At 57.8% G+C, this 26580-nt stretch carries 23 protein-coding genes and 1 riboswitch; of the genes, 17 read left to right on the top strand and 6 right to left on the bottom strand.

What is annotated here, in order from left to right:
- Positions 1-112 precede the first annotated feature (112 nt).
- Complete coding sequence (gene metG, locus ACK5JN_RS18900) at positions 113-2146, bottom strand: methionine--tRNA ligase (protein ID WP_416871558.1); 2034 nt, start codon at positions 2144-2146, stop codon at positions 113-115.
- A gap of 462 nt (positions 2147-2608) precedes the next feature.
- On the opposite strand from metG, the gene yehD reads away from it, so the two are divergent.
- The 6 genes from yehD (at position 2609) to ACK5JN_RS18870 (ending at position 9203) form a co-directional block, all read left to right on the top strand.
- A complete protein-coding gene (gene yehD / locus ACK5JN_RS18895) occupies positions 2609-3142 on the top strand; it encodes a fimbrial protein YehD (RefSeq protein WP_416871557.1) in 534 nt (177 codons plus the stop codon).
- 51 nt (positions 3143-3193) lie between these two features.
- Positions 3194-3877 (top strand): fimbria/pilus periplasmic chaperone, encoded by a 684-nt coding sequence (locus tag ACK5JN_RS18890; protein WP_416871556.1) that lies wholly within the window; start codon positions 3194-3196, stop codon positions 3875-3877.
- Between the two features lie 12 nt (positions 3878-3889).
- A complete protein-coding gene (locus ACK5JN_RS18885) occupies positions 3890-6355 on the top strand; it encodes a fimbrial biogenesis outer membrane usher protein (protein ID WP_416871555.1) in 2466 nt (821 codons plus the stop codon).
- A gap of 15 nt (positions 6356-6370) precedes the next feature.
- Positions 6371-7390 (top strand): fimbrial protein, encoded by a 1020-nt coding sequence (locus ACK5JN_RS18880; protein WP_416871554.1) that lies wholly within the window; start codon positions 6371-6373, stop codon positions 7388-7390.
- Positions 7391-7489: 99 nt separating this feature from the next.
- The gene (gene apbC, locus ACK5JN_RS18875) at positions 7490-8599 is read left to right on the top strand and encodes an iron-sulfur cluster carrier protein ApbC (RefSeq protein ID WP_416871553.1); all 1110 of its coding nucleotides are present in this window, start codon (positions 7490-7492) and stop codon (positions 8597-8599) included.
- Between the two features lie 274 nt (positions 8600-8873).
- Positions 8874-9203: a hypothetical protein gene (locus tag ACK5JN_RS18870; protein WP_416871552.1), complete on the top strand. Its 330-nt coding sequence runs from the start codon at positions 8874-8876 to the stop codon at positions 9201-9203.
- Positions 9204-9248: 45 nt separating this feature from the next.
- On the opposite strand, the gene ACK5JN_RS18865 is transcribed toward ACK5JN_RS18870, so the two are convergent.
- On the bottom strand, positions 9249-9566 hold the full coding sequence (locus ACK5JN_RS18865; RefSeq protein ID WP_416871551.1) for an RcnB family protein: 318 nt from the start codon (positions 9564-9566) through the stop codon (positions 9249-9251).
- Positions 9567-9710: 144 nt separating this feature from the next.
- Between ACK5JN_RS18865 and ACK5JN_RS18860 the strand changes: the two genes are divergently transcribed.
- Positions 9711-10604 (top strand): LysR family transcriptional regulator, encoded by an 894-nt coding sequence (locus ACK5JN_RS18860; protein ID WP_416871550.1) that lies wholly within the window; start codon positions 9711-9713, stop codon positions 10602-10604.
- A 105-nt stretch (positions 10605-10709) separates the two neighbouring features.
- Here the strand turns inward: ACK5JN_RS18860 and speG are convergent, their stop codons facing one another.
- From speG to ACK5JN_RS18845, 3 genes are all read right to left on the bottom strand, one after another.
- On the bottom strand, positions 10710-11267 hold the full coding sequence (gene speG, locus ACK5JN_RS18855; protein WP_416871549.1) for a spermidine N1-acetyltransferase: 558 nt from the start codon (positions 11265-11267) through the stop codon (positions 10710-10712).
- Positions 11268-11433: 166 nt separating this feature from the next.
- Positions 11434-12777 carry an NCS2 family permease gene (locus ACK5JN_RS18850; protein WP_416871548.1) on the bottom strand — a complete coding sequence of 448 codons (1344 nt, stop codon included), beginning with the start codon at positions 12775-12777 and terminating at the stop codon, positions 11434-11436.
- Positions 12778-12795: 18 nt separating this feature from the next.
- Positions 12796-14577 carry an adenine deaminase gene (locus tag ACK5JN_RS18845; protein WP_416871547.1) on the bottom strand — a complete coding sequence of 594 codons (1782 nt, stop codon included), beginning with the start codon at positions 14575-14577 and terminating at the stop codon, positions 12796-12798.
- A 125-nt stretch (positions 14578-14702) separates the two neighbouring features.
- Between ACK5JN_RS18845 and ACK5JN_RS18840 the strand changes: the two genes are divergently transcribed.
- Positions 14703-15641, top strand: coding sequence for a LysR family transcriptional regulator (locus ACK5JN_RS18840; RefSeq protein WP_416871546.1), 939 nt, complete (start codon positions 14703-14705; stop codon positions 15639-15641).
- Between the two features lie 29 nt (positions 15642-15670).
- Here ACK5JN_RS18840 and ACK5JN_RS18835 read toward each other — a convergent pair whose 3' ends face one another.
- Complete coding sequence (locus tag ACK5JN_RS18835; RefSeq protein WP_416871545.1) at positions 15671-16159, bottom strand: hypothetical protein; 489 nt, start codon at positions 16157-16159, stop codon at positions 15671-15673.
- Between the two features lie 649 nt (positions 16160-16808).
- Positions 16809-16905, top strand: a riboswitch (TPP riboswitch).
- Positions 16906-16939: 34 nt separating this feature from the next.
- Here ACK5JN_RS18835 and thiM point away from each other — a divergent pair.
- The 9 genes from thiM to ACK5JN_RS18790 all read left to right on the top strand — a co-directional run bounded on the left by thiM (position 16940) and on the right by ACK5JN_RS18790 (position 26391).
- Positions 16940-17725 (top strand): hydroxyethylthiazole kinase, encoded by a 786-nt coding sequence (gene thiM / locus ACK5JN_RS18830; protein WP_416871544.1) that lies wholly within the window; start codon positions 16940-16942, stop codon positions 17723-17725.
- On the top strand, positions 17722-18522 hold the full coding sequence (thiD, locus tag ACK5JN_RS18825; RefSeq protein WP_416871543.1) for a bifunctional hydroxymethylpyrimidine kinase/phosphomethylpyrimidine kinase: 801 nt from the start codon (positions 17722-17724) through the stop codon (positions 18520-18522). Before thiM ends, thiD begins: the two co-directional genes overlap by 4 nt.
- Positions 18523-18667: 145 nt before the next feature.
- Entirely contained in the window at positions 18668-19720 is a 1053-nt protein-coding gene (gene fbaB / locus ACK5JN_RS18820; RefSeq protein ID WP_416871542.1) for a class I fructose-bisphosphate aldolase, read from the top strand.
- A gap of 268 nt (positions 19721-19988) precedes the next feature.
- Entirely contained in the window at positions 19989-21143 is a 1155-nt protein-coding gene (locus ACK5JN_RS18815; protein WP_416871541.1) for a mandelate racemase family protein, read from the top strand.
- A 67-nt stretch (positions 21144-21210) separates the two neighbouring features.
- Positions 21211-22833 (top strand): ABC transporter substrate-binding protein, encoded by a 1623-nt coding sequence (locus ACK5JN_RS18810; protein ID WP_416871540.1) that lies wholly within the window; start codon positions 21211-21213, stop codon positions 22831-22833.
- Complete coding sequence (locus ACK5JN_RS18805) at positions 22830-23867, top strand: ABC transporter permease (RefSeq protein ID WP_062778702.1); 1038 nt, start codon at positions 22830-22832, stop codon at positions 23865-23867. The genes ACK5JN_RS18810 and ACK5JN_RS18805 overlap by 4 nt, the downstream gene beginning before the upstream one ends.
- A complete protein-coding gene (locus tag ACK5JN_RS18800; protein ID WP_416871539.1) occupies positions 23864-24769 on the top strand; it encodes an ABC transporter permease in 906 nt (301 codons plus the stop codon). The genes ACK5JN_RS18805 and ACK5JN_RS18800 overlap by 4 nt, the downstream gene beginning before the upstream one ends.
- Positions 24741-25607, top strand: coding sequence for an ABC transporter ATP-binding protein (locus tag ACK5JN_RS18795; RefSeq protein ID WP_416871559.1), 867 nt, complete (start codon positions 24741-24743; stop codon positions 25605-25607). Before ACK5JN_RS18800 ends, ACK5JN_RS18795 begins: the two co-directional genes overlap by 29 nt.
- Before the next feature lie 10 nt (positions 25608-25617).
- Complete coding sequence (locus ACK5JN_RS18790) at positions 25618-26391, top strand: ABC transporter ATP-binding protein (protein WP_416871538.1); 774 nt, start codon at positions 25618-25620, stop codon at positions 26389-26391.
- The last annotated feature ends 189 nt before the right edge of the window (positions 26392-26580 follow it).

Here is a 26580-nt window from a genome sequence, read left to right as displayed (position 1 = left end):
GCTTGGCCGGGCTACGTTTCTCGCATATTGGTAGCCCGGCCAAGCGCAGCGCCGCCGGGAATGCACGAAAGACCAATAAAAAACGCTGCCGAAGCAGCGTTTTTTATGCCGTTTATTTCACCTGCTGGCCAGGTTTCGCACCGTCGTCCGGGCTTAACAGGAAGATATCCTTACCGCCAGGGCCTGCCGCCATCACCATCCCTTCCGAGATACCGAAGCGCATTTTACGCGGCGCCAGGTTGGCCACCATCACGGTCAGGCGACCGATCAGCGGCTGCGGGTCCGGGTAGGCGGAACGGATGCCGGAGAAGACATTGCGCTTCTCACCGCCGAGATCCAGCGTCAGGCGCAGCAGCTTGTCGGAGCCTTCCACGAACTCGGCGTTTTCAATCAGCGCTACGCGCAGGTCAATTTTGGCGAAATCGTCAAAGGTGATGGTTTCCTGAATCGGATCGTCCGCCAGCGGACCGGTCACCGGCGCTGCCGCCGCTTTCACTTCTTCTTTTGATGCTTCCACCAGTGCTTCTACCTGTTTCATTTCAATGCGGTTATACAGCGCCTTGAAGGTGTTGATTTTGTGGCCGACCAGCGGCTGGTTAATTGCGTCCCAGGTCAGTTCGGTGTTAAGGAACGCTTCGGTGCGCTCGGCCAGCTGCGGCAGCACCGGCTTCAGCCAGGTCATCAGCACGCGGAACATGTTCAGGCCCATGGTGCAGATTGCCTGCAGGTCGGCGTCGCGGCCTTCCTGTTTGGCGACAACCCACGGTGCCTGCTCGTCAACGTAGCGGTTTGCCACGTCGGCCAGCGCCATGATTTCACGGATGGCTTTGCCGAACTCGCGGCTTTCCCACGCTTCGCCAATCGCGGCGGCCGCGTCGGTGAAGGTTTTGTACAGCGCCGGGTCAGCCAGCTCGGCGGACAGCACGCCGTCGAAACGCTTGGCGATAAAGCCGGCGTTACGGGAGGCCAGGTTGACCACTTTATTGACGATGTCGGCGTTAACGCGCTGGATAAAGTCTTCCAGGTTCAGGTCGATGTCGTCGATGCGGGAAGAGAGCTTGGCGGTGTAGTAGTAGCGCAGGCTGTCGGCGTCGAAGTGGTTCAGCCAGGTGCTGGCTTTAATGAAGGTGCCGCGCGATTTGGACATCTTCGCGCCGTTCACCGTCACGTAGCCGTGCACGAACAGGTTGGTCGGCTTGCGGAAGTTGCTGCCTTCCAGCATCGCTGGCCAGAACAGGCTATGGAAGTAGACAATGTCTTTCCCGATAAAGTGATACAGCTCGGCGCTAGAGTCTTTGTTCCAGTATTCGTCGAAGCTGGTGGTGTCGCCGCGCTTGTCGCACAGGTTCTTGAAAGAGCCCATGTAGCCGATCGGTGCGTCCAGCCAGACGTAGAAGTATTTGCCCGGCGCGTTCGGGATTTCAAAGCCGAAGTACGGCGCGTCGCGGGAGATATCCCACTGCTGCAGGCCGGATTCGAACCACTCCTGCATTTTGTTCGCCACCTGCTCCTGCAGCGCGCCGCTGCGGGTCCACGCCTGCAGCATTTCGCTAAAGGACGGCAGGTCAAAGAAGAAGTGTTCAGATTCACGCATCACCGGCGTAGCGCCGGACACCACGGATTTCGGCTCGATAAGCTCGGTCGGGCTGTAGGTCGCGCCGCACACTTCGCAGTTATCGCCGTACTGATCCGGCGATTTACATTTCGGGCAGGTGCCTTTCACGAAACGGTCCGGAAGGAACATGCCTTTTTCCGGATCGTACAGCTGAGAGATAGTGCGGTTTTTAATAAAACCATTCTCTTTCAGGCGACCGTAAATCAGCTCGGACAGCTCGCGGTTCTCATCGCTGTGCGTGGAGTGATAGTTGTTGTAGCTGATGTTAAAGCCAGCAAAGTCCGTCTGATGTTCCTGACTCATTTCGGCAATCATCTGCTCTGGCGTAATGCCTAGCTGCTGAGCTTTCAGCATGATCGGCGTGCCGTGGGCGTCGTCCGCGCAGATGAAGTTAACCTCGTGGCCGCGCATTCGCTGGTAACGGACCCAGACATCAGCCTGGATGTGCTCCAGCATATGGCCGAGGTGGATGGAACCGTTGGCGTACGGCAGTGCGCACGTTACCAGAATTTTCTTCGCGACTTGAGTCATAGTGAACGTTACTTCTTATGTAGTGAAAAGGGCTTTTGATGTTACCTGAAAGGCTTTCCTTTGATAAGCCCAAAGCGTGCCTCATACCGAGCTAAATCAAGCCTGCGAAAGAGTCGTGCAGAAAAACGTCGATTTTGCAGGCGTGTTAACGCCGACCGGCGCAGTGTTCCCGCTTTTTGCATCAACGCGGATGCTAGCGAAATATAAAGATCATTTTTATGAATGTTGTTTTGTTTATTATTTATTTTAATGATCTGGATGGCCGATTTTTGCGCTTAATTAACGCATTGAGAAATAATAATCATCGTTAGATATTTGTTGTAATTATAGTGCTATGTGTAATTTGTTTTTAATCAATAAAACAAAAGTATTACATTGCTACCACTTTTCTAATGTGAGAATTTTACTTCAAGGGAAATAACCCTTAACAACAATCAAATAAATACAAATAAGGACATCATTATGAGATATTCAATTCTGTCTGTTTCGGTATTATCAGCAGTAATGATGAGTGCTGGCGCGATGGCTGCAGACGATGAAGCGGTATTGCATATTAATGGCAAAGTCCTGGGCACCACCTGCCAGATTGAAGACGGGAAAAACCAGGCCACTATTACTATGCCGGATGTCAGCGTCGATGCCTTTAGTACTCTGAGCGCGGGACAGGAGCTGAAAGCCTATTCCAGCAGCGCGGTCGGCAATATTAAATTTAAATGTGACCCGAACGTAACGCCGCGTATTTCATTTGGTGTTGATGGTTTTAACGGCAGCGGTAGCGATATTACTCGCAACACCTCCGGTGACAATGGCGTGGGCTTTAAAGTACATATGAATAACTCGACAGAGGCCATTAGCCCACAGAAATCAATCACGCTGGTAAAACAGGCTGATGGGATTTATACGCTGGATTTCTCTGCCTATTATGCCCGTAGTACTGGCACGGTAACCAGTGGTGAAGTTGATTCTAGTATTACCATGCAGGTTTTCTCTGATTAATTAAATTTTAGACAAACGGCGGTTAATACCGCCGTTTAATCCCGGACGATTATGCAAAAAATAATAGCCTTAACATTAGCGGTAGTGAGTTTATCGGCTCAGGCTGGCGTGGTGGTTTATGGGACTCGGGTTATTTATCCCGCAGAAAAACAAGATGTGGTGGTACAGATTATGAACCAGGGTGAGCGCGCCTCGCTGGTTCAGTCATGGATTGATGATGGCGATACGTCGCTACCGCCGGAAAAAATCGATGTGCCGTTTATGCTAACGCCCCCGGTCGTGCGGGTGGCGGGGAACTCCGGGCAGCAGATAAAAATCAAAAAAATGCCCAATTCGCTGGCGCAGGACAGAGAGAGCCTGTTCTTTTTAAACGTGCTGAGTATTCCCCCTAACGATGCACAGAATAGCGGTAAAAATGTGATTAAATTTGCGATGCAAAATCGCATCAAGCTGTTCTGGCGGCCGGCGGGCATTGCGCCGATCGATCGCGCGAGTTTTCGCCAGATCTCGTTAAGCAATAGTGGACGGGGGGTGACGATTAAAAATGATAACGCCAATTGGATTACCCTAACCGATATTAAATTCAATGATGTTAAGGTAAATGCCCATACCATCATGTTGCCGCCCCACGCCAACGAGGTGTTAACGCTGAAAAATAATAATGCCCGCCAATATTCACTGACGATTATTGACGACCACGGTAACTATATCAGCGATAGGATTAACGTAAAATAACAGGAGCCGATTATGTTAAGGATGGCCCCTTTCGTTTCGACAATAGTATTCTCATTATTCGTTAGCGGTGTGCAGGCTGAAGAGGAAACCTTCGATACTCATTTTATGATGGGCGGAATGCAGGGTGTTAAAACCGACAGCTTTCAACTTAATGGCGACCGTCCCATTGCCGGTGAATATGAGCTGGACGTTTATGTTAATCAGCAATGGCGTGGCAAGTACACGCTGAATATTACCGAAGATACTCAACTCACTCTTTCTCAACTTCAGCAAATGGGCATTAACGTCAAGGCTTTTGGCGATGTGAATACTATTCCATTAGCGCAGGCGGTGCAGGGCGGCAGCTATACGTTCGATATTAGCGTTTTTCGCCTCGACCTGCGCGTGCCGCAGGCCTATGTTAATCAGCTTGAAGAGGGGTACGTGGTGCCAGAAAACTGGCAGCGCGGTATTAACGCCTTTTATACGTCTTATTATGCCAGCCAATATTATAGCGATTATCATAACGCGGGGAGCAGTAAAAACAGCTTCGTGCGATTTAACAGCGGGCTTAATCTACTCGGTTGGCAGCTGCATTCCGACGCCAGCTTTAGCCAGGCCGACAACGATGCGGGCGTCTGGAAAAGCAATACCCTGTACCTCGAGCGCAGCTTCGCTTCCATTCTGGGCGTATTTCGCGCGGGCGAGATGTATACCTCGGCGGATCTCTTCGATGCGGTGCGTTTTCGCGGCGTGCGGCTGTTCCACGATTTACAGATGCAGCCAAACTCAAAGCAGAATTTTGCGCCGCTGGTGCAGGGCATTGCGCAGAGCAACGCGCTGGTGACGGTCGAGCAGAACGGCTTTGTGGTCTATCAGAAGGAGGTGCCGCCCGGGCCGTTTGCGATTGCCGATCTCCAGCTGGCGGGCGGCGGTGGCGATCTCGACGTGACGGTGAAAGAGGCCGACGGTACGCTGACGCAGTATCTGGTGCCCTACGGCGCGGTGCCGAACATGCTTCAGCCCGGCGTAGCAAAGTATGATGTTGTGGCCGGGCGCAGCCAGATTGAAGGGGCCAGCCGGCAGAGCGATTTTAGCCAGCTGAGCTACCAGTATGGGCTGAATAGCCTGCTGACGCTGTACGGCGGCGCAATGCTGGCGGACAGCTATAACGCCTTTACGCTCGGCTCCGGCTGGAATACCCGCTGGGGCGCGTTTTCCCTGGATGCCGTGCGCTCGCATAGCCGTCAGGATAACGGGACTTTCGATGGTCAGAGCTATCAGCTGGCATACAATAAATACATCAACCGCACCGCCACCCATTTTGGCCTTGCGGCCTATCGCTATTCGTCGCGGGATTACCGCACCTTTAACGACCACGTGTGGGCCAACAACAAAGACAGCTACACGCGTGAGCGCCACGATGTCTACGATATTGGCGACTATTATCAGAACGATTTCGGGCGCAAAAATAGCGTCTCCGCCAACGTCAGCCAGCCGCTGGCGGCGGGATGGGGGGCGTTCTCCTTAAGCTTACTGTGGCGCGACTACTGGCAGCGCGGCGGCCACAGCGAAGATTATCAGCTCAGCTACTCCAACAGCTGGCAGCGCGTCGCCTGGACCTTCTCCGCGAGCCAGACGTACGCCGACGACCGTCACGAAGACAAGCGTTTTAACATTTTCATCTCCATCCCCTTTACGTGGGGCGACGGCATCACCAGCGCGCGTCGACAGCTGTCGTTATCCAATTCCACCACCTTCGATAACGACGGCTTTGCGGCGAATAATACCGGCGTTTCCGGCACGTTCGGCCAACGCGACCAGTTCAACTACGGCGTCAATCTGAGCCATCAGCGGCAGCATCAGGAGACGACCGCCGGCGCCAACATGAGCTGGAACACGCCGGTGGCGATGCTGGGCGGTAGCTATAGTCAGTCTTCCCAGTATCGGCAAATGAGCGGCAACCTGTCGGGGGGCATGGTGCTGTGGTCCGGCGGGCTGAACCTGGCCAATCGGCTGACTGAAACGGTGGCGATTCTTGACGCGCCGGGGCTGGAAGGGGCCTACGTCAACGGGCAGAAATACCGCACCACTAACCGTCATGGCACGGTGGTGTACGATAACTTGTCGCCGTACCGGGAAAACCACCTCACGCTGGATGTGTCCGACAGCGCGACCCACACCGAGCTTCTCGGCAACCGTAAAAGCGTCGCCCCGGTGCGCGGCGCGGTGGTGCTGGCGCATTTCGATACCGATACGCGCAGACCCTGGTTTATTAAGGCGCAGCGGGCAGACGGTACGCCGCTGACCTTTGGCGATGACGTTGAGGATGAGCGTGGCCATAACGTCGGCCTGGTGGGGCAGGGGAGCCGCTTATTTATCCGTACGGATGAGCTGCCGCCCAGCGTGACGGTGGCGCGGGGTAAATCAGCGGGCCAGCGCTGCGTGGTGGCCTTTGAGCCGCCGGTTGATGAACAGAAAATCTATATTTGCCATTGAGAAAGGAAGCGAGCCATGAAGAGATGCCTTATTGCCGCCGCGCTATTTTGTGGCGATATCAGCAGCGGCTGGGCAGTCTGTCAGGCGACGGGCGGCACGCTATCGCATACGTCGGAGGTGGTTATTGATGAACCATCAGCGCTCACGCAGCCGCTGTTGAACGTCGTCAGCGTGACGTTTTCGGGCATCAAGTGCGATTCGGCAAAAGACACCATTACCTACATTCCGCTGGTCAAAGAGACGGTTATCGGGCCGTTTAGCAACGGGCAGATGCTAAAGATGACGGTGCAGCTCGCGAAGACCTCGGAGGCCATCGGCACTACCAGTACGACGACGAAAACGCTGAACTATACGGTCACGCTCAGCCACGCGGGCTATGAGGCAACGCCGGGCAGCGTGGAGTCTATCAATATTCCGGGCGTGCTGGTGGCGAACACCGGGGGGAACTCAAACTTTTTGATTGACCTCATTCTTGGCGTCTGTAAAACCCTGAGCTGGTCGGGCTGCGTGAATTACATCACCAACAACCTGAAGGGCGACTCGTATGTCGAAAATCTGACCGTGACCTATCGCCCGAAAAAAAGCACCTGTCGGCCTGATGACCTGACCCTGACCCTGCCGGAGGTGGCGATGTCTGAACTGCCGACAAGCGGTATTGTCCCGACAAAGAGCCGCACCGGCACGATCGCGCTTCAGTGTCGCGATCTGCTGGGCACCGGGCTGCAAACTTCGCGCGCAATGGCGGTTTATCTGTATAGCGCCGACCTGCTGAGCGGCAGCCGTACGGTCCTGAAGGGCAGCGAGTCAAACGGCGTGGGCTTTGTGCTGGAGAGCGGCGGCAAGCTCGTGTCGCTGTCGACGGTAAAGGGCGCGAAGGACGGCGCCGATAACCTGTGGCGCGCCAGCGCGGGGCAGACGCTTAACGCCTCAACGTTGACGATTCCGCTGACCGCCAGCTACTACGTTTACGATCGGCGTAAGGTGCAGCCCGGCGCGCTGCAGGCAACGGCGCTGATTTTTGTGAACTACGAATAGCGCGCTTTTTTGCCCTGAAATGCGCTTGTAGTGGGGGAACGTAGCCCTTTCAGGTAAACTAGATAGGACGCATTCATTCACAAGAACAAAGGAGTCGGGATGAACTCACAATCCCAGGCCAAATCCCCTGAGCGTTTACGTGCGATGGTGGCCGGCACGCTGGCGAATTTCCAGCACCCCACCCTCAAGCACAACTTAACCACGCTGAAAGCGCTGCACCACGTAGCGTGGCTGGATGACACCGTGCACATCGAATTACAGATGCCGTTCGTCTGGCACAGCGCTTTTGAAACGTTAAAGGAAGAAACCAGCGCGGAGCTGCTGCGGGTAACCGGGGCAAAAGCCATCGACTGGAAGCTGTCGCATAGCATCGCCACGCTGAAGCGCGTGAAAAATCAGCCGGGTATTAACGGCGTGAAGAATATTATTGCCGTCAGCTCCGGCAAAGGTGGAGTGGGGAAATCCTCCACCGCCGTGAACCTGGCGCTGGCGCTGGCCGCTGAAGGGGCGAAAGTCGGCATCCTCGACGCCGATATCTATGGTCCGTCCATTCCGAATATGCTGGGCGCGGAAAATCAGCGTCCCACCTCGCCGGACGGCACCCACATGGCGCCGATTATGGCCCATGGCCTGGCGACCAACTCCATTGGTTACCTGGTGACCGATGACAACGCCATGGTTTGGCGTGGCCCGATGGCCAGCAAAGCGCTGATGCAGATGCTGCAAGAGACCCTGTGGCCCGATCTGGACTATCTGGTTCTCGACATGCCGCCGGGTACCGGCGACATCCAGCTGACGCTGGCGCAGAACATCCCGGTGACCGGGGCGGTGGTGGTGACCACGCCGCAGGATATCGCGCTGATCGATGCCAAAAAAGGCATCGTGATGTTCGAGAAGGTCGAAGTGCCGGTGCTGGGCATCGTGGAAAACATGAGCATGCATATTTGTAGCAACTGTGGCCACCACGAGCCTATTTTTGGCACCGGCGGCGCCGAGAAGCTGGCCGAGCAATATCACACCCAGCTGCTGGGCCAGATGCCGCTGCATATCGCGCTGCGTGAAGACCTCGATAACGGTACGCCGACGGTCATTGCGCGTCCGGAGAGCGAGTTCACCGAGATCTATCGCCAGCTGGCCGGGCGCGTTGCGGCGCAGCTCTACTGGCAGGGGGAAGTGATCCCAGGCGAGATTGCATTCCGCGCGGTGTAACGCCTGAAAGGAGCGGGCGGCAGTACGCTGTTGCCCGTTTTTTATTGTTCAACGTATCCTTATTTATTATTTATCTATTATTCTTTATTTCTCTCTTAAATATGTTTTTCTCCGTCGTTACGTTATTTTGATGTTAATCAATCAAACAATTTAATAACATTGTTTTTTATCTCACGGTGTGGGAATTTGCAGGAAATAACCACGAGTGAGGTAAAAGCAGTAAGCGTTTCGATTATTCGTTGTAATTATGATTATTGCGATAATGGAGGATAATATGAATAGTGATACGTTGATCATAAAGTTGCGCGAACTGCTGGTGCTACTGATGCAGAGCCGATCGCCAGGCGACAAGTCGGCCGATGCGCTGCGATACTGCCGCGAGCATATTCGTGAAAAAGAGATACCGATGAACTGCTATGGCGAATACCGGGAAATAATGGACCATCTGCACGAGTTGGCCGACCAAAATAACCATTTCGCCCCGGACGATCTTTTACGCAGCGGCGGCGATTTATTATTAGGCGTCTTGTTATTATACGAGCGGCTAGCGGGGGAGGTTGCCGTGAGTCAATATATGACGCAGCACGGCGCGCATTATTATTAACGCAAGAATCAGGCCAGCGGTGAAACCCTCACCGCTGGCTGAAGATTAACGGTGATAGAAAATTTCGCCGTCGTAAATTTTGCTGATTTTACCGTCGGTGTCGCCAATCTGCACGTAGTTGCCGCCCATGTACGTCCAGTGTGAACCGGCGTCCGGCGCGGGCAGATTACGCTGCTGCCACTGCTTGATGTTGTACTCCGGCGTCAGGTACATCGCAGGGGCGTTGTCGCCAATTTTGAATTGCGTGAAATCGGCGGTGAACTCTTTCAATTCATACTGCTTGATGCCGGTGGCCGGAGCCGCCCATGCCGCACCTGCCGTTGCCAACAGTACGCCCAGAAGCATCATTTTTGTTTTACGCATACTATCCCCACATTATCCTGGATATAAAATTGCAGCTCCGTATGATTCCTGATGCGCGGGCTGAATGGCAAGCGCTGCTTTCTTAAAAAGTGTAAGCAAACAGCGGTGATGCGCGTTTTGAGAATTATTCTGTGAGGAACCCCCATGTTCAGGCTGGAAGATTTATCACTGTTCGTGCGCGCGGCGGCGCTCGGCAGCTTTAGCGATGCGGCGCGTGAAGCCGGTATTCCGCCCGCGCAGGTCAGTTCGGCGATCAAGCGCCTGGAGACCGCGCTCAATATTCGCCTGTTCGCCCGTTCAACCCGCAGCCTGCGGCTGACGGTAGAAGGGGAGACCTGGCTGCCTTACGCCCTGCAAATGCTCGACGCGCTACAAAACGGGCTACGGCAAATTCATACGCCAGATGATGAGGTGAGCGGCACGCTGCAAATTGCGGTACCGTCCGATCTCGGGCGCAACCTGCTGCTGAATATCTTCCGCGAGTTCCGCACGCGCCACCCGGCGCTGCGGCTGCGGATACTGTTCTCCGATCATCGCACCGACGTGTTTAAAGATCCGGTGGACGTGGCTTTCCGCTACGGCGACAACGACGACGCCTCGTTTGTCTCGCTGCCGGTGGCGCCGGAAAACCGCCGGATGCTGGTGGCGTCACCGGCGTGGATTGCCCACCACGGCGAACCGCAAACGCTGGCCGACCTTGAACGGTGCAATGCGCTGACCTACGTGCTGCGCGGACGTCCGTTTGACCGCTGGCCGCTGTGGCGCGACGGCGTGGAGCACAGCGTGCAGGTTTCCGGCAATATCACCAGCGACGACGCCGAGGTGATCCGCCGCCTGGCGGTGGCCGGTGAGGGTATTGCGTTTAAATCGGCGCTGGATGTGAAAGACGATCTCAACGCCGGGCGGCTGAAGGTGCTGCTGCCGGAGTATCAGGGCGACGTGGTGCCGCTGAACATGATTTGCCCACACCGTAAGCAGCTCTCCGCTGCGGTACGGTTGCTGTACGAGGCGGTGAAGGCGGAGTGTGTGGGTCAGTAGCCTTCAGCGAGGTTACGCCTGCTGATCAATCAGCGGAACGATCGCTGGATTCACCCGCACCGGGGACCGCCGGTGCGGGTAGCCGATATCCGCGAGCAGCTACCCTCATTGCGCCGTCGGTTTCAGCAGGCCGCCGGTCGATTTATTATTTTCCAGATATTGATGCTGGAAAATACACATCCGTATCGTGTTGCGGTACTCGCCGTTAACGAAGAATTCATGTATTAACTCGCCTTCCTGGATAAACCCCAGCTTGCGGTAAATATGAATCGCCTTCTCGTTCTCTTTATCGACGATAAGGTACAGCTTATAGAGGTTCAGGACGGTAAAGCCGTAATCCATGGCCAGCTTAGCGGCGCGCGACGCCAGCCCTTTACCCTGATATTCCGGTGAAATGATAATCTGAAACTCAGCCCGCCGATGAATGTGGTTTATTTCAACCAGCTCTACCAGGCCAGCATTATTGCCATTAAACGAAATGACAAATCGGCGCTCGCTCTGATCGTGGATGTGTTTATCGTAAAGATCGCTGAGTTCAACAAAGGCTTCATAGGGTTCTTCGAACCAATAGCGCATCACGCTCGCGTTATTATCGAGTTGGTGAACAAAGCGTAAATCTTCGCGTTCAAGGGGTCTTAATTTAATGTCTGATGGTTCTGGCATACTCTTTTCAGCCTCCTGGTAAACTGAAAATATAGTATCTGCCTGGGGTGGGCGTCATCAAGATTTGAATAAGATTACAATCAATACTGCTTAATAAATCAGTGGCTTAGCTGCCAGTATGGCAGAGGTATTCCCCACCAGGCGCGCCTGATGGGGAACAGGCAGACTAGTGCCTCACCAGCGTCGCGAAGTAATACACCAGCGGCACCGCCAGCACCCACAGACCGATCGGGATCTCGCGCCATTTACCGGCGATCGCTTTAATCACAATGTAGAACAGCAGGCCGCCGGCGATGCCGGTACCGAAGCTGTTGGCAATCAGCGTGATCATCACCATCATCAGCACCGGCAGGCCGTCGGTGAAGTTCGCCAGGTCGACTTTACGCAGGCCGCTGAACATGTTCAGGCCAATCAGAATCAGCGCCGGAGCGGTCGCTTCTTTCGGGATCATCAGCGCCACCGGGGTGAACAGCAGCATCAGCAGGAACATCACCGCCGCGGACAGCGCCGTTAGCCCCGTTTTGCCGCCCGCTTCGGCGGCCGCGGAGGATTCAATCAGCGCGGTAGCGGCAGGAATGCCCAGCCACGGGCCGACGGCGGCAGCAATGGAGTCGACCATAAACGGCCGGTTAATGTGCGGCATATTGCCTTCTTCGTCCAGCAGCCCGGCTTCGCCGCCTACCGCCAGCGTAGTGCCCATGGTGGAGAAGAACTCTGAGGCAAAGAACACGAACAGGAACGGCAGGAAGGCAATATTTAACGCGCCGAGCATATCAACGTGGCCCAGCACCGGCGTCAGCGAGTGCGGCATATCGATAAAGCTCGCCGGCAGGTGCGTCACGCCCGCCGGAATGCCGACCAGCGTAGCGACCAGAATCGCCCACAAAATGGCGCCGGGAATACGGCGGGACTGAAGCGCAATGGCCAGAAACAGGCCGCATAGCGCGACCAGCGCGCCGGGGGCGAGGAAGTCGCCGAGCATCAGGGAGTTGGTTTTGGCGTTCGCCAGCACCAGCCCGGCGTTGCGAAAACCGAGTACCGCCACGAACAGGCCGATCGAGGCGGTCAGCCCCAGCTTAATCGACTGCGGCACCGATCGCGTCACCACTTCACGCAGGCCAAAGCGGGTGAGCAGGAAAAAGAGAATCCCGGACCAGCAGGCGATGCCGAGGCCAATCTGCCAGCCGATCCCTTCGCTGCCCGCCAGTGTGACGCCGACCAGCACCGAGCCGCCGATGCCGGGCCCGACGATAAACGGCAGGTTGGCATAGAACGCCATCAGCAGCGTGCCGCCGACGAACACCAGAATCGTGCCGGTGGTTGCCGCGCCTTTATCCATTCCGCCCACTGCCAGCAGGCCCGGAATGACGACCAGAAGATACGCCGCGGCAAGAAAACCGGTGACGCCCGCCAGGCACTCGGTGCGTAGCGAACTGCCGCGGGAATGCAACGCAAAGCGTCGCTCCAGCCAACTCCCTGATGTTGGCGATTGAAGGGTATTATCGGCCATTGTGTGGCGCTCCCATGATTATTGTTGTGCTGTGTGTTGTGACGAAATGACCGGATCGACAATTTGTCGCGTGGTGCCGTCGGTCAGACCTAAATCGGTTAAGTGCGGCCCGGCATTGCAGGCCAGGCAGGTGCCTTCAATCGCCTTAAAGACGCGGTAGGGCGGCTCCCAGTCGGCCACTTCCGCACTCAGCGCGCGCAGCTGCCGAAACTCTGCGGCCAGCGCCTCGGCGGGCTTGTCGGAGAGCATCCCGGCGATCGGCATCGCCACGTGGGCCAGAATGCTGCCGTTTTGCGCCAGCGCCATGCCGCCGCCGGAGGCGATCAGCTGATTTGCCGCCTGCGCCATGTCATCCGGGTTGCGGCCCAGAACCACCAGGTTGTGTGAGTCGTGCGAGTAGCTGGTGGCGATCGCGCCGCGCAGCTCGCCCCAGCCTTCCAGCAGCGCAATCTGCGGCTGCGCATCGTGGCGGCCATGACGGTGTTTAACCCAGATCAGGCTAAACCCGTCAGGAACCTGAACCTTGCCGTCGCGGATTTCAACGTCGACTTCTCCCCATTGGGTAAAGCGTGCGCCGCGAATGTGGCGCAGACGCGCAACGCCGTGATGGATGTCGCCAACGCGCAGCACAAAGTCCTCGGCGCTGAGCGGCGCAAGACGCAGCGTATCGCGCGGCGGGGTAACGCCGGGGGCGGCGGCAATGGGGGCCAGCAGCCTGCCGTCGCGGGCAATTTGTTTTCCGGCGACGTACACCGCGCGGGCGGAGAGTTTATCCAGCGAGTCAAAGACCACCAGATCCGCGCGGCGACCGGCGGCAATCAGCCCCAGATCGTTGCGCTGAAGACGGATCGCGGCGTTCAGGGTCGCGAAACGCAGCGCGTCGGTGGCCGCCAGGCCGTGTTCAATCAGCAGGTTGAGCAGGGCGATGATGCCGCCTTTTTCCAGCAGCATATCCGGCGGCACGTCGTCGGTGCAGACGGTAATTTGCGATGAGAGGTGCGGCAGCGTTTTGAGCGCGTTGACGATATCCGGCAGCAGGTACGGGTGCGAGCCGCGGATTTCAAGGGTCAGCCCGGCGCGCAGCTTTTCCAGCGCGTCGTCGGCGGAGGTCAGTTCATGGTCGGAGGTGACGCCCGCCGCCAGATAGGCCTGCAGGTCCGCGCCGCTCAGCCCGCGCGCGTGGCCTTCAATCAGCTTGCCGCTGTTCAGCCCGGCCTGCACAATTTCCTGCATCCGGCAGCTGCCGTGCAGCACGCCGTGCATATCCATCACCTCCGCCACGCCTCGCACTTCCGGCCAGCCGAGCATGGTCTCCATCTCCGCCCCGGCAAACTCGGCACCCGACATTTCCAGCCCCGGCGTCGACGGGACGCTGGACGGCGCGGCGACCATCACCTGCAACGGCAGATGGCGGCTGGCCTCCACGGCGTAGCGCACGCCCGCCACGCCCAGCACGTTAGCCAGCTCATGCGGATCCCAGAAGACGGCGGTGGTCCCCTGCGCCAGCACGATTTCGGCATAGCGTTCCGGCGGCAGATGCGAGCTTTCCAGATGCACGTGGGTGTCCATCAGGCCGGGGGAGAGGAACACGCCCGGCAGGGAGTGGCGTTCAAGGGCATCGCTGCGGCTGCCGCGCGGGTGGACGCTGGCGATCATATCGCCGACGATACCGACGTCGGCTTCACGAATTTCACCGGTCGCCATATCGACGACGTTCGCGTCGGTAAGCAGCAGATCGAACGGAACTTCACCGCGAGCGGCCTGCACGGCGCGACGGCGGTTTTCAGCATTGCTGGACATAACAACTCCGGCACAGGGATAATGTGCGCTACTTTAGGGGCAGAGCAAACGGTTGCCCAGATGAAAAAACTTATCACCTGATAACTTCGGCTTATTCTGCGTGATCGTCTCGAGTGAAGCACACCATGACCGAACCCTGGCAGCGACTGCCCGCGCTCTCGCTGAAACAATTGCAGTATTTTGTCACGCTGGCCCAGCTTCGTCACTTTACCGACACCGCGAATCGTCTGGCCATCAGCCAGCCGGCGTTGAGTAGCGCGCTGCGGCAGACCGAAACGGTGCTCGGCGGCAAGCTGGTGAACCGTACCGCATCGTCGGTGACGCTGACCGAACTGGGCGCGGCGATCCTTCCCCATGCCCAGCGGGTGCTGAGCGTGGCGCAGATGGCGTTTCAGGATATGCAGCAGATTGTTGAAGCCGGCGGCGACGGTACGGTGCGTATCGGGCTGGTGCCGTCGGTCAGTTCGCTGCTGTTTCCGCTGCTGCCAAACGTGCTGGCGCAGGCGTTTCCGCGTCTGCGGGTTGAGTTCCACGATCGCACCAACGATGAGATGGTCGGCGACCTGCAAAGCGGGCAGATTGATTTTGGCGTCGGCGCTATCGACAGCTCGCTGCCGGCTGATTTGCAGGTGTTCCCGCTGCGCGAAGACCCGCTGGTGGCGGTGCTGCATGCAGATGATCCGCTCGCCGGGCAGCCGCATCTGCCGTGGAAACTGCTGGCGGAGCGCGATATTGCGGTGTTCTCAAAAGGTAACGTGCAGCGGCTGGTGGGAGCGCTGGTGGAAAGCCAGCGTCTGACGCTGCATACGCGTTATCAGGTGGATTTCATCGAAACGCTGTATGGCCTGGTGCGTTCGCGGCTGGCGGTGGCGATTTTACCGCAGCTGTATACCACTCATTTACAGGACCCGGCCCTGCGCGTGGCGCAGCTGCAACAGCCGGCGCTGAGCCGTACCGTGGCGCTGATGCGCGGCCCGCAGACGCTGCCGCCGCTGATTGAGTCCTGCTTTGCACTGCTGTTGAAACAGCTACGCGAGAGCAACGTGGCGTCGGCAGGCCCATAAAAAAGGGAGGCACTGCGCCTCCCTTTACCTTACTGCTTAACCGTGAGTATCCCATTATCCCGGCCGTGGGTTTTATTCCACGATGCGCTGTCGATACCGTCCCCATTCATGCTAACGGAAATGACGTAACCGCCGCCGTGAATTTCAAAGAAGTTCTCGTTAATGCGTTTCACCGTCGCTTTTTTCCCGTTGACGGTGGCGGTGAAGAAGCCGTTCGACAGCGTGGCTTTCAGCACGTTGGAATAGAGCGTGGCTTCGCGCATCGGGTCCGCTACGTGTGCGGCCTGGGCGTGCTGCTCGGCTTCGTGAGTGCGAGTGGCGTTTGCTGCGTTGGCATAGGCTGCGGCCATGGCGGCATTGTTAATACCCTGTTGTCTATTTTGTTCAGACAAATAGCATGTATCTTTAGAAATACCCTGTGCTTCACACGCTGCCATACGTTGTGCTGGGGAAGTGCAGCCAGCAAGAAACATGGCGCTGAACACCCCTGCGAACATCATCATTTTTGCTTTCATCATTAACCTTGTTTATTTCTGAACAAATCCAGAATGATTATTGACGTATTTCATTATTGTAGTCAGGGTTATTAGTGATAACTGTCGCAGGCTCAATAATGCATTTGGTCATTGGCTATCTCACGGCGTGGCAACCTTAATAAGATTGCTTTTTTATAACGCGGCGCAACTATCAGGCAAGATGACTATGCGAATATTGACGTAGATCATACATGGAATCGAATGAGAAAAGCGGCTGCTAGTAATGATAAATATTGTTATTATTCATAATAAACAATGGTTTGTGTAATGCTGGCCTGGTGTTTGTTAATGATAATTAATCTTAATAAAAAGAGTGGACAGGGACTTTTGTGACGGAATTTAATGATTTTATTCATAATTTATTTTCCCGCCTTTTATTTGCTCACTAATTGAAGGGGAATTTTGTGTTTCATACGAAACAATTTATCTGGTGACAAGATAATTCTTAAATTACCGTTGTTAACTAATTTTTAAATAATAGTTTTGTGGTTTTATTATGAATAAGGAGTCTCTAACTTTTATACGTAAGAAGGTCTATGGTGCGCTCAATGCCCGGGCTTGTTTATCTGGCCTGCGGCTGGCATTATTGCTGAACAGCGATGAATGAAACGTTAATCGCTAAAAATTTGCTGTAAATGACTCGGGGTGCCCTTCCTGGTGAAGGCTGAGAAAAACCCGTACCACCTGATCTGGATAATGCCAGCGTAGGGAAGTCAGAGGCCGTCAGGTCATTGCTTCTTCGCGTTATGGCAGGAGCAAACCATGCACGTTGACCTGCTGAATCCCGCGCAATCTGCGCACACTGCCCATCTTCTCCATCAGCATGCCCCCCTTGTTCACTGTATGACCAACGATGTCGTGCAGACCTTTACCGCCAACGTCTTGTTAGCCCTTGGCGCATCCCCCGCGATGGTGATTGATGCCGGGGAGGCCGCGCAGTTTTCCGCTATCGCCGGTGCGCTATTAATCAACGTCGGCACCTTAACCCAGCCGCGCGCGCAGGCGATGCGCGCCGCGGTGGCAAGCGCGAATACGGCGAATACGCCGTGGACGCTGGACCCGGTCGCGGTGGGCGCGCTAACGCTGCGCACGGAATTCTGCCGTGAGCTGCTGCAACGGCATCCGGCCGCGATTCGCGGCAACGCCTCTGAAATTATGGCGCTGGCGGGCGAAAGCCGCGGCGGGCGCGGAGTGGATACCACCGACGCCGCTGCTGCCGCGCTGCCGGCGGCGCAAAGGCTGGCGCGTGAATACGGCGCGATCGTGGCGGTAACCGGCGAGGTGGATTACATCACCGATGGCCAGCATACGCTGGCGATAGACGGAGGAGACCCGCTGATGACGCGGGTAGTCGGCACCGGCTGCGCGCTGTCGGTGGTGGTGGCGGCAAGCTGTGCGCTGCCGGGAAGCCGTCTGGAAAATGTGGCGGGCGCCTGTGCGCTGATGAAATTTGCCGGGCAGCAGGCCGCCGAGGGCCGCGGGCCGGGCAGCTTTATTCCTGCCTTCCTGGATGTCTTGTACGCGATGAGTGCGGAGGTGACAGCATGAAGCGCATTAACGCGTTAACCATTGCCGGTACCGACCCAAGCGGCGGCGCGGGCGTACAGGCCGACCTGAAAACTTTCTCCGCGCTGGGGGCGTATGGCTGCTCGGTGATGACCGCGCTGGTGGCGCAAAATACCCGCGGCGTACAGTCGGTGTACCGCATTGAGCCGGATTTTGTCGCCGCTCAGCTGGATTCGGTGTTCAGCGATGTCCGCATTGATACCACGAAAATCGGTATGCTGGCCGAGACGGATATCGTTGAAGCGGTGGCCGAGCGTCTGGCGCGCTATCGCATTCAGAACGTGGTGCTCGACACGGTAATGCTGGCGAAAAGCGGCGATCCGCTGCTGTCCGCGTCGGCGGTGGCCACGCTGCGTGAGCGTCTGCTGCCGCAGGTGTCGTTGATTACGCCAAACCTGCCGGAAGCGGCGGCGCTGCTCGATGCGCCGCACGCCCGTAACGAGCGCGAAATGCTGGAGCAGGGCCGGGCGCTGCGGGCGCTGGGCTGCGAGGCGGTGCTGATGAAAGGCGGCCATCTCGATGATGCCGAAAGCCCGGACTGGCTGTTTACCGCCGAGGGTGAAATGCGCTTCACTGCGCCGCGGGTGGTGACTAAAAACACCCACGGTACCGGCTGTACGCTGTCGGCGGCGCTGGCGGCGTTAAGGCCGCGTTACGCCAGCTGGCAGGAGACCGTTCCGCGGGCGAAAACGTGGCTGTCACAGGCGCTGGCGCAGGCCGATACGCTGGAAGTGGGCGAGGGAATTGGCCCGGTGCACCATTTCCACGAATGGTGGTAGCTGTCCCGTCAGCGTGCCAGTCGCCGGTGCGCGAAAACCGGCAAAAGTTGGACATTCTGCGCCCCCGGTACCAGGCTTATCCTGCTCAAAAAATTTGAGCAGGACATCCAGCCGACACGATGTCGGCGTTTACGGGAGCATAGCTATGACTGATATTGCGCAGTTGCTTGGCAAAGACGCCGACAGCCTTTTACAGCATCGTTGTATGACCATTCCAGCCGACCAGCTCTATCTGCCCGGCCACGACTACGTTGACCGGGTGATGATGGATAACAATCGTCCCCCCGCCGTATTGCGAAATATGCAGACGCTCTATAACACCGGCCGTTTAGCCGGTACCGGCTATCTGTCGATTCTGCCGGTCGATCAGGGCGTTGAGCACTCGGCCGGGGCCTCGTTTGCCGCCAATCCGCGCTATTTTGATCCGAAGAACATCGTTGAACTGGCGATTGAAGCGGGCTGTAACTGCGTCGCCTCCACCTACGGCGTGCTGGCCTCGGTGTCACGTCGCTACGCGCACCGCATTCCGTTCCTCGTCAAGCTCAACCATAACGAAACCCTGAGCTATCCGAACACCTTCGACCAGACCCTGTACGCCAGCGTTGAACAAGCCTTCAACCTGGGCGCCGTGGCGGTGGGGGCAACCATCTACTTTGGCTCGGAAGAGTCGCGTCGCCAGATTGAAGAAATTTCGGCGGCCTTTGAGCGGGCGCACGAGCTGGGCATGGTGACGGTCCTGTGGGCCTATCTGCGTAACCCGGCGTTTAAAAAAGACGGCGTCGATTATCATGTCTCTGCGGATTTGACCGGCCAGGCCAACCATCTGGCGGCGACCATCGGTGCGGATATCGTGAAACAGAAGATGGCCGAAAATAACGGCGGCTATAAAGCGGTGAATTTTGGCTATACCGACGATCGCGTGTACAGCAAATTGACCACTGACAACCCGATTGACCTGGTGCGTTACCAGCTGGCGAACTGCTATATGGGCCGCGCGGGGCTGATCAACTCCGGCGGAGCGGCGGGCGGTGAAACCGACCTGTCCGATGCGGTACGTACCGCGGTGATCAATAAACGCGCGGGCGGCATGGGGCTGATTCTGGGCCGCAAAGCGTTTAAAAAATCGATGGCCGACGGCGTGCAGCTGATTAACGCTGTGCAGGATGTCTACCTCGATACGAAGATTACTTTCGCCTGAATATTCGCCTCCTCACCGCGTCAGGTGGGGAGGCCGATCCTCTTCACACTTCGCTTCCCTTTTGTGAAAAACATCACGTCCCCTTGTGCGCATGCCCAAAAAACAGTCCGGTGTTAGCGGAATTTGTCCGTGGAAGCGGTGTAAATTTGTGCTTAGATTAGTCATGAAACGCCTTTTCAATTCCCTAAAACCGTTTTATCGGATCAGTGTTGGACACAGGATTGTGGCGCAAAAAGCGCCATATCGCATGTTGTACTAAGGACACAAAATGAAAATTGAATCTGTAAATGTCACCGTTTTTCAGCATCCCACCCGCCGCGTTTCCGATAGCGCCGGGCACTCTCATCCGGGGCCAGAAAGCATGGCCAAAATGGCGATGCTGACGATCACCGCGGACGATGGCAGCAAGGGCTACTCGTTTGCCCCGCCGGAAATCGTGCGCCCGTTCGTGGTGAACACCTTCTTCCGTAAAGTGCTGGTGGGGCAGGATCCGTTTGACCGCGAGCGCATCTGGCAGGACCTGGTGCACTGGCAGCGCGGCAGCGCGCATCAGCTGACCGAACGCGCGCTGTCGTTCGTGGAACAGGCGCTGTGGGATCTGATTGGGCGTAAGCTCAATATGCCGGTCTACAAGCTGCTTGGCGGCTATCGTGACAAAGTACCGGCCTACGGCAGCACCATGTGCGGCGACGACTTGGAAGGCGGTCTGTCCACCCCGGAAGAGTACGCGGCATTTGCCGAAACCCTGGTGGCGCGCGGCTATAAGGCCATCAAGCTGCACACCTGGATGCCGCCGGTCTCCTTCGCGCCGAACCCGAAAATGGACATCAAAGCCTGCGCCGCAGTGCGTGAAGCGGTCGGCCCGGATATCGACCTGATGATTGACGGCTACCACTGGTACAGCCGCACCGAAGCGCTGTGGATCGGTAAGGAGCTGGAGAAACTCAACTTCGCGTGGTTTGAAGAGCCGATGGAAGAGGACAGCATGTCCTCCTACGCATGGCTGGCGGAAAACCTCTCTATTCCGATCATCGGGCCGGAAAGCTTTGGCGGTAAACACCACAGCCGTGCGGATTGGGTGAAGGCCGGGGCATGCGACATTCTGCGCGCGGGCGCCAACGGCGTGGGCGGCATTACGCCAACCATGAAGGTGGCGGCGCTGGCGGAATCCTTCGGCATGGACTGCGAAGTGCACGGCAACGGCGCGGCAAGCCTGGCGGTGATTGGCGCGATCCGCAACTGCCGCTGGTACGAGCGCGGCCTGCTGCATCCGTTCCTCGATTACGACCAGCCGGCGGCCTACCTGAACAGCATCATCGACCCGATGGACGCCGATGGTTTTGTTCACCTGTCTCAACGCCCGGGACTGGGTGAAGACATCAATTTTGCCTTTATCGAAGCCAACACCGTCAGCCACGACTGACACATAACAAATACAAGGCAGGCGCGTACGGATTCGTAGCCTGCCGTACCCTACAGGCGATAGATAGATGAAAAAATCCTCCTTACTGGGAGCGTGTTTGCTCGCGCTCACCATGACGATGGGGAGCGGGGCGGCGTTGGCCAAAACGCCGCCGGATCAGCTCATCATCGGCATGAATATGAACAACCTGCTGACCCTCGACCCGGCGGCGATGACCGGTAACGAAGTGGTCGGTATTGTCGTCAATCTCTATGATTCGCTGGTTGAGCTGGATCCTGAACAGCTGACCAACGTGAAACCGGCGCTCGCCAAATCCTGGGATATCAGCCCGGACGGCAAAACGCTGACCTTCCATCTGCAAAACAACGTTAAGTTTCACTCCGGCAACCCGCTGACCGCCGCCGACGTGGTGTGGTCGATGCGCCGCATTCTGCACCTCAACCTCGCGCAGGCGTCGGTATGGAAGTCGTACGGCTTCAGCAAAAAGAACGTCGACCAGCAGGTGACCGCGCTGGACGACTACACGGTGCAGATTGTGCTGCCGAAGCCGAACGATCCGCAGCTGGTGATTTACTCACTTGGCGCGCTCGGCAACCTCGGCGTGCTCGACAGCAAAACCGTGCAGAGCCATGAACAGAATAACGACTGGGGCAACAAGTGGCTGACCACTCACGAAGCCGGTTCCGGGCCGTTTATGCTGGAAACCTGGCAGGCTAAAGACGTGCTGCGCATGAAGCGTAACCCGGACTACTGGCGCGGCGAGCCGAAGATGAGCCGCGTGGTGCTGCGCCACTTCCAGGAGTCACAAACCCTGCGTCTGATGATTGAAAAGGGCGATCTCGATATTGCCAACAACATGGCGGTATCGGACATCAACGCCCTGCGCAAAGACCCGGCGCTCACCGTCGATGCGGTGCAGCGCGGCACCATGTACTACGTGGCGATGAGCATGAAAGAGGCGCACTTCGCCAACCCGAAAGTGCGCGAGGCGGTGCGCTACCTGATTGATTATCAGGGCATTAACAAAGCGCTGATGCCGGGCTACGGCGTGCTGCACCAGCGGCCAATCAAAGCGGGGATGCCGTCGACGCTGCCGGACCCCGGCTACCGCTTCGATCTGGCGAAAGCCAAAAAACTACTGGCGGAAGCGGGCTACCCGGACGGTTTCGATACCACCCTGCGAGTGCTCTCGGACCAGCCGTTCCTCAATATCGCCATTGCCGTGCAGTCGACGCTGATGCAGGCGGGCATCAACGCCAAAATTATCACCGGCACCGGCAACCAGATTTACGGCGCGATGCGTGAACGCAAGTTTGACATGCTGGTCGGGCGCGGCGGCAGCGGTATGGAGCCGCATCCGCACTCCAGCCTGCGCGCGCTGGTCTATAACCCGGACAACAGCGACGAAGCGCGGCTCACCAACTTCCAGGGCTGGCGTACCGGTTTTTACGACAAGCAGTTGAACGAGATGATCGACGGCGCGCTGCTGGAACGTAATCCGCAGAAGCAGATTGCCGACTATCAGGCGATTCAGACCCGCTTCGACGCGCTGATCCCGGCGATGATCCCTGTCTCGCAGATGGTCGATTCCGTGGTGGTGCGTAACGAAGTGAAAGACTACCAACCCCACCCGTCGGCGACCACGTTCCTGCGTGACGTCTACAAAGTGAGCGAAGGAGATAAAGGATGAGTACGGCAATTCTCGCGCCCGGCTCCCGGACCCGGCGCTTTTCAAAACGGCTGATGCAGGTGGCGATTACGCTGTTTGGCCTGCTGCTGCTGACCTTTTTCATTGGCCGCGTGATGCCCATCGATCCGGTGCTGGCGATTGTCGGCCCGGACGCTGATCAGAGCACCTATCAGCAGGTCTATCACCAGCTGGGCTTTGACCAGTCGCTGATGACCCAGTTTGGCATTTATTTCGTCAACCTGCTGCACGGCGATCTGGGCAACGCGCTGCTGACCGGCAAACCGGTGACCGACGATATTATTCGCGTCTTCCCGGCCACCATGGAGCTGGCGACGATGGCGATTATCGTCGGCGCGGGCCTCGGCATTCCGCTGGGCGTGCTGGCGGCGGCGCGTCGTAACAGTATTTCCGACTACGTGGTGCGCATTATCAGCCTTGCCGGTTATTCCACGCCGATTTTCTGGGTGGGGATGATGGGGCTGCTGGTGTTCTACGCCTGGCTTGGCTGGGTGGGCGGCGCCGGGCGCGTGGATCTGGGGCTGGATGGCATCGTGCCGCGTCGCACCGGGCTGATGACCGTCGACGCGCTGCTGGCGGGCAACAGCGAGGTGTTCTGGAACGCCATCAACCACCTGATTCTGCCCGCCGCGCTGCTCGGCTTCCACTCGCTGGCCTACATCAGCCGTATGACCCGCAGCTTTATGCTGGCGCAGCTGTCGCAGGAGTTCATTATCACCGCCCGTGTAAAAGGCTTAACCGAGCGTCAGGTGATCTGGAACCACGCGTTTCGCAACATCCTCGTGCAGCTGCTGACGGTGGTGGCGCTGGCCTACGGTTCGCTGCTGGAAGGGGCGGTGTTAATTGAAACCGTCTTCTCCTGGCCGGGCTTTGGTTCCTATCTCACCGGCAGCCTGCTGCTGGGCGATATGAACGCGGTGATGGGCTGCGTGCTGCTGGTTGGGGTGATCTTCGTGATGCTCAACCTGCTCTCCGACATGCTGTATCAATTCTTCGATCCGAGGACAAAATCATGACGGTTTCTCTGGATACGTCTCTGCGCGGCGGCGCTGGCGAAGGCCGCCAGCGGCTGCAACGCGCGCTGGCCCGCGCCGGTGGCTTTATCGGCAAAATGGCGCGTAACCCGTTAACGGCGATTGGCGGCGGGATTATCTTTCTGCTGCTGGTGGTGGCGATTTTCGCGCCGCTGATTGCCCCCTATAACCCGCTGGTGCAGGACTTAAGCAACGCGCTGACCGCGCCCAATGCCCAGCACTGGTTCGGCACCGATGAGTTTGGCCGCGACATCTTTAGCCGCCTGGTGTACGGCTCACGCATCACCCTGTACATCGTGCTGCTGGTGTCGGTGACCGTTGGCCCGCTGGGGCTGCTGCTCGGCGTCTGCGCCGGTTACTTCGGCGGCAAGGTCGACATGGTGCTGATGCGCGTCACCGATATCTTTATCTCCTTCCCGAGCCTGGTGCTGGCGCTGGCGTTTGTCGCCGCGTTAGGCCCAGGGCTTGAGCATGTGGTGATCGCCATTACGCTCACCGCCTGGCCGCCGATTGCGCGTCTGGCGCGTGCGGAAACGCTGTCGCTGCGCCAGGCGGATTTTATCTCCGCCGTGCGCTTACAGGGGGCCTCTCCGGCGCGGGTGCTGTGGCGCCATATCGTGCCGCTGTGCCTGCCGTCGGTGATTATCCGCATCACCATGAACATGGCGGGGATCATCCTGACCGCCGCCGGGCTCGGCTTCCTTGGCCTTGGCGCACAGCCGCCGGAGCCGGAATGGGGGGCGATGATCTCCAGCGGCCGCACCTACATGATGGAGTGCTGGTGGGTGGTGACGATTCCGGGGCTGGCGATTCTGATCAACAGCTTAGCGTTCAACTTCTTAGGAGATGGCTTACGTGACATCCTCGATCCTCGCAGCGAATAACGCTGCACCGCTGCTCGACGTGCGCGACCTGTGCGTCGACTTCGTGAACGGCGGCGCGGTCACCCACGCGGTGCGCGGCGTCTCCTTCCAGTTGGGGCAGGAGAAGCTGGCGATCGTCGGCGAATCCGGCTCCGGCAAATCCACCGTCGGGCGGGCGCTGCTGCATCTGCACCCGAAAAAGGCGCGCATTGACGCCAGCTGCATGCAGTTTGGCGATATCGACCTGCTTAACGCCAGCGAGGCGCAGATGCGCGCCATTCGCGGCAAGCGGATTTCGATGATTATGCAGGACCCGAAATACTCCCTGAACCCGGTGGTGCGGGTGGGCGACCAGATTGCCGAAGCCTGGCTCACGCACCATCCGGGACACAAAGCGGAAGCGAAAGCCAAAGCGCTGGAGATGCTTGATGTGGTGCGCATCCGTGACCCTGAGCGTGTCTACAGCCTGTATCCGCACGAGATCTCCGGCGGGCAGGGGCAGCGCATCATGATTGCGATGATGCTGATCACCGACCCGGAGCTGGTGATTGCCGATGAACCGACTTCAGCGCTGGACGTGTCCGTACGTTTGCAGGTGCTGGGTCTGCTCGACGATCTGGTGAAGTCGCGCGGTCTGGGGCTGATCTTCATCAGCCACGACATTAACCTGGTGCGCAGCTTCTGCGACCGCGTGCTGGTGATGTACGCGGGGCGAGTGGTGGAATCCATCGCCGCCTGCGACCTCGACAACGCGAAGCATCCGTACACGCAGGGCTTAATCAGCGCGCTGCCGGATATGCAGCATCGCCGCCCGGTACTGCCGGTGCTACAGCGTCAGGCCTGCTGGCTGACGGACTAAGGAGCGCATCATGATCGAAGTGAAGAATCTGAATCTGGTGTTTGGTGAGGGCGAAAAGCGCAACCAGGTGCTGTATGACGTCAATTTCCACGTCCAGCCGGGCGAGATTTACGGCCTGGTGGGGGAGTCCGGTTCCGGCAAAACCACGGTGCTGAAGTGCCTGGCCGGGCTGTTTAACCACTGGCAGGGCGAGCTGGCGATCAACGGCCAGCGGCTGGATCACAACATCAGCCGCGAGCGTTGCCGTAAGGTGCAGATGGTGTTTCAGGACCCGTACGGTTCGCTGCATCCGCGCCATACCATTGGCGATATTCTCGAGGAACCGCTGCAAATTCACGGTATCGGCGAGCGCGACCGGCGCATCAACACGCTGCTCGATCGCGTGGGGCTGAACCGCGCGTTTCGCGACCGCTATCCGCACCAGCTCTCCGGCGGCCAGCGTCAGCGCGTGGCGATTGCTCGTGCGCTGATCCTCGAGCCGCAGGTGCTGCTGCTCGACGAACCTACCTCGGCGCTGGACGTCTCGGTGCAGGCGGAGATCCTCAACCTGCTGGCGGAGCTGCAAAAAGAGTCGAACCTGACCTACCTGATGGTGACCCACGATCTGGGCGTGATTGCCCATTTATGCCAGAAGGTGGCGGTGATGCAGTATGGCAAAATTCTCGAAACGCTGACGGTGGACTCACTGGTGAACGGCGAAGCGCAAACGCCGTATACCCAGATGCTGGTCAACGCCAGCCGCCAGTACACGCGCGAAATGGCGCGAGAGGTGGCGGCGTATTAAGCCTGTAGCCCGGCCGAGCGAAGCGACGCCGGGTTTGACTCAGTGCATAATCCCGGCGTCGCTTCGCTCGGCCGGGCTACTCGAACTCTGGGAACTCATCACCATGGATAAAAAATCGGTTCGTCTTGCCCTCCCGATGGTCCTCTCACCCTGTACCGCCTCCGCCCTGGCGGCGGCAACCGGTGACCG

It is taken from the genome of Kluyvera sp. (genome assembly GCF_047971185.1).
Lineage (GTDB): Bacteria > Pseudomonadota > Gammaproteobacteria > Enterobacterales > Enterobacteriaceae > Kluyvera.
Note: the sequence above shows the minus strand (reverse complement) of the source record. Positions and strands in the feature narration are given on the sequence as shown.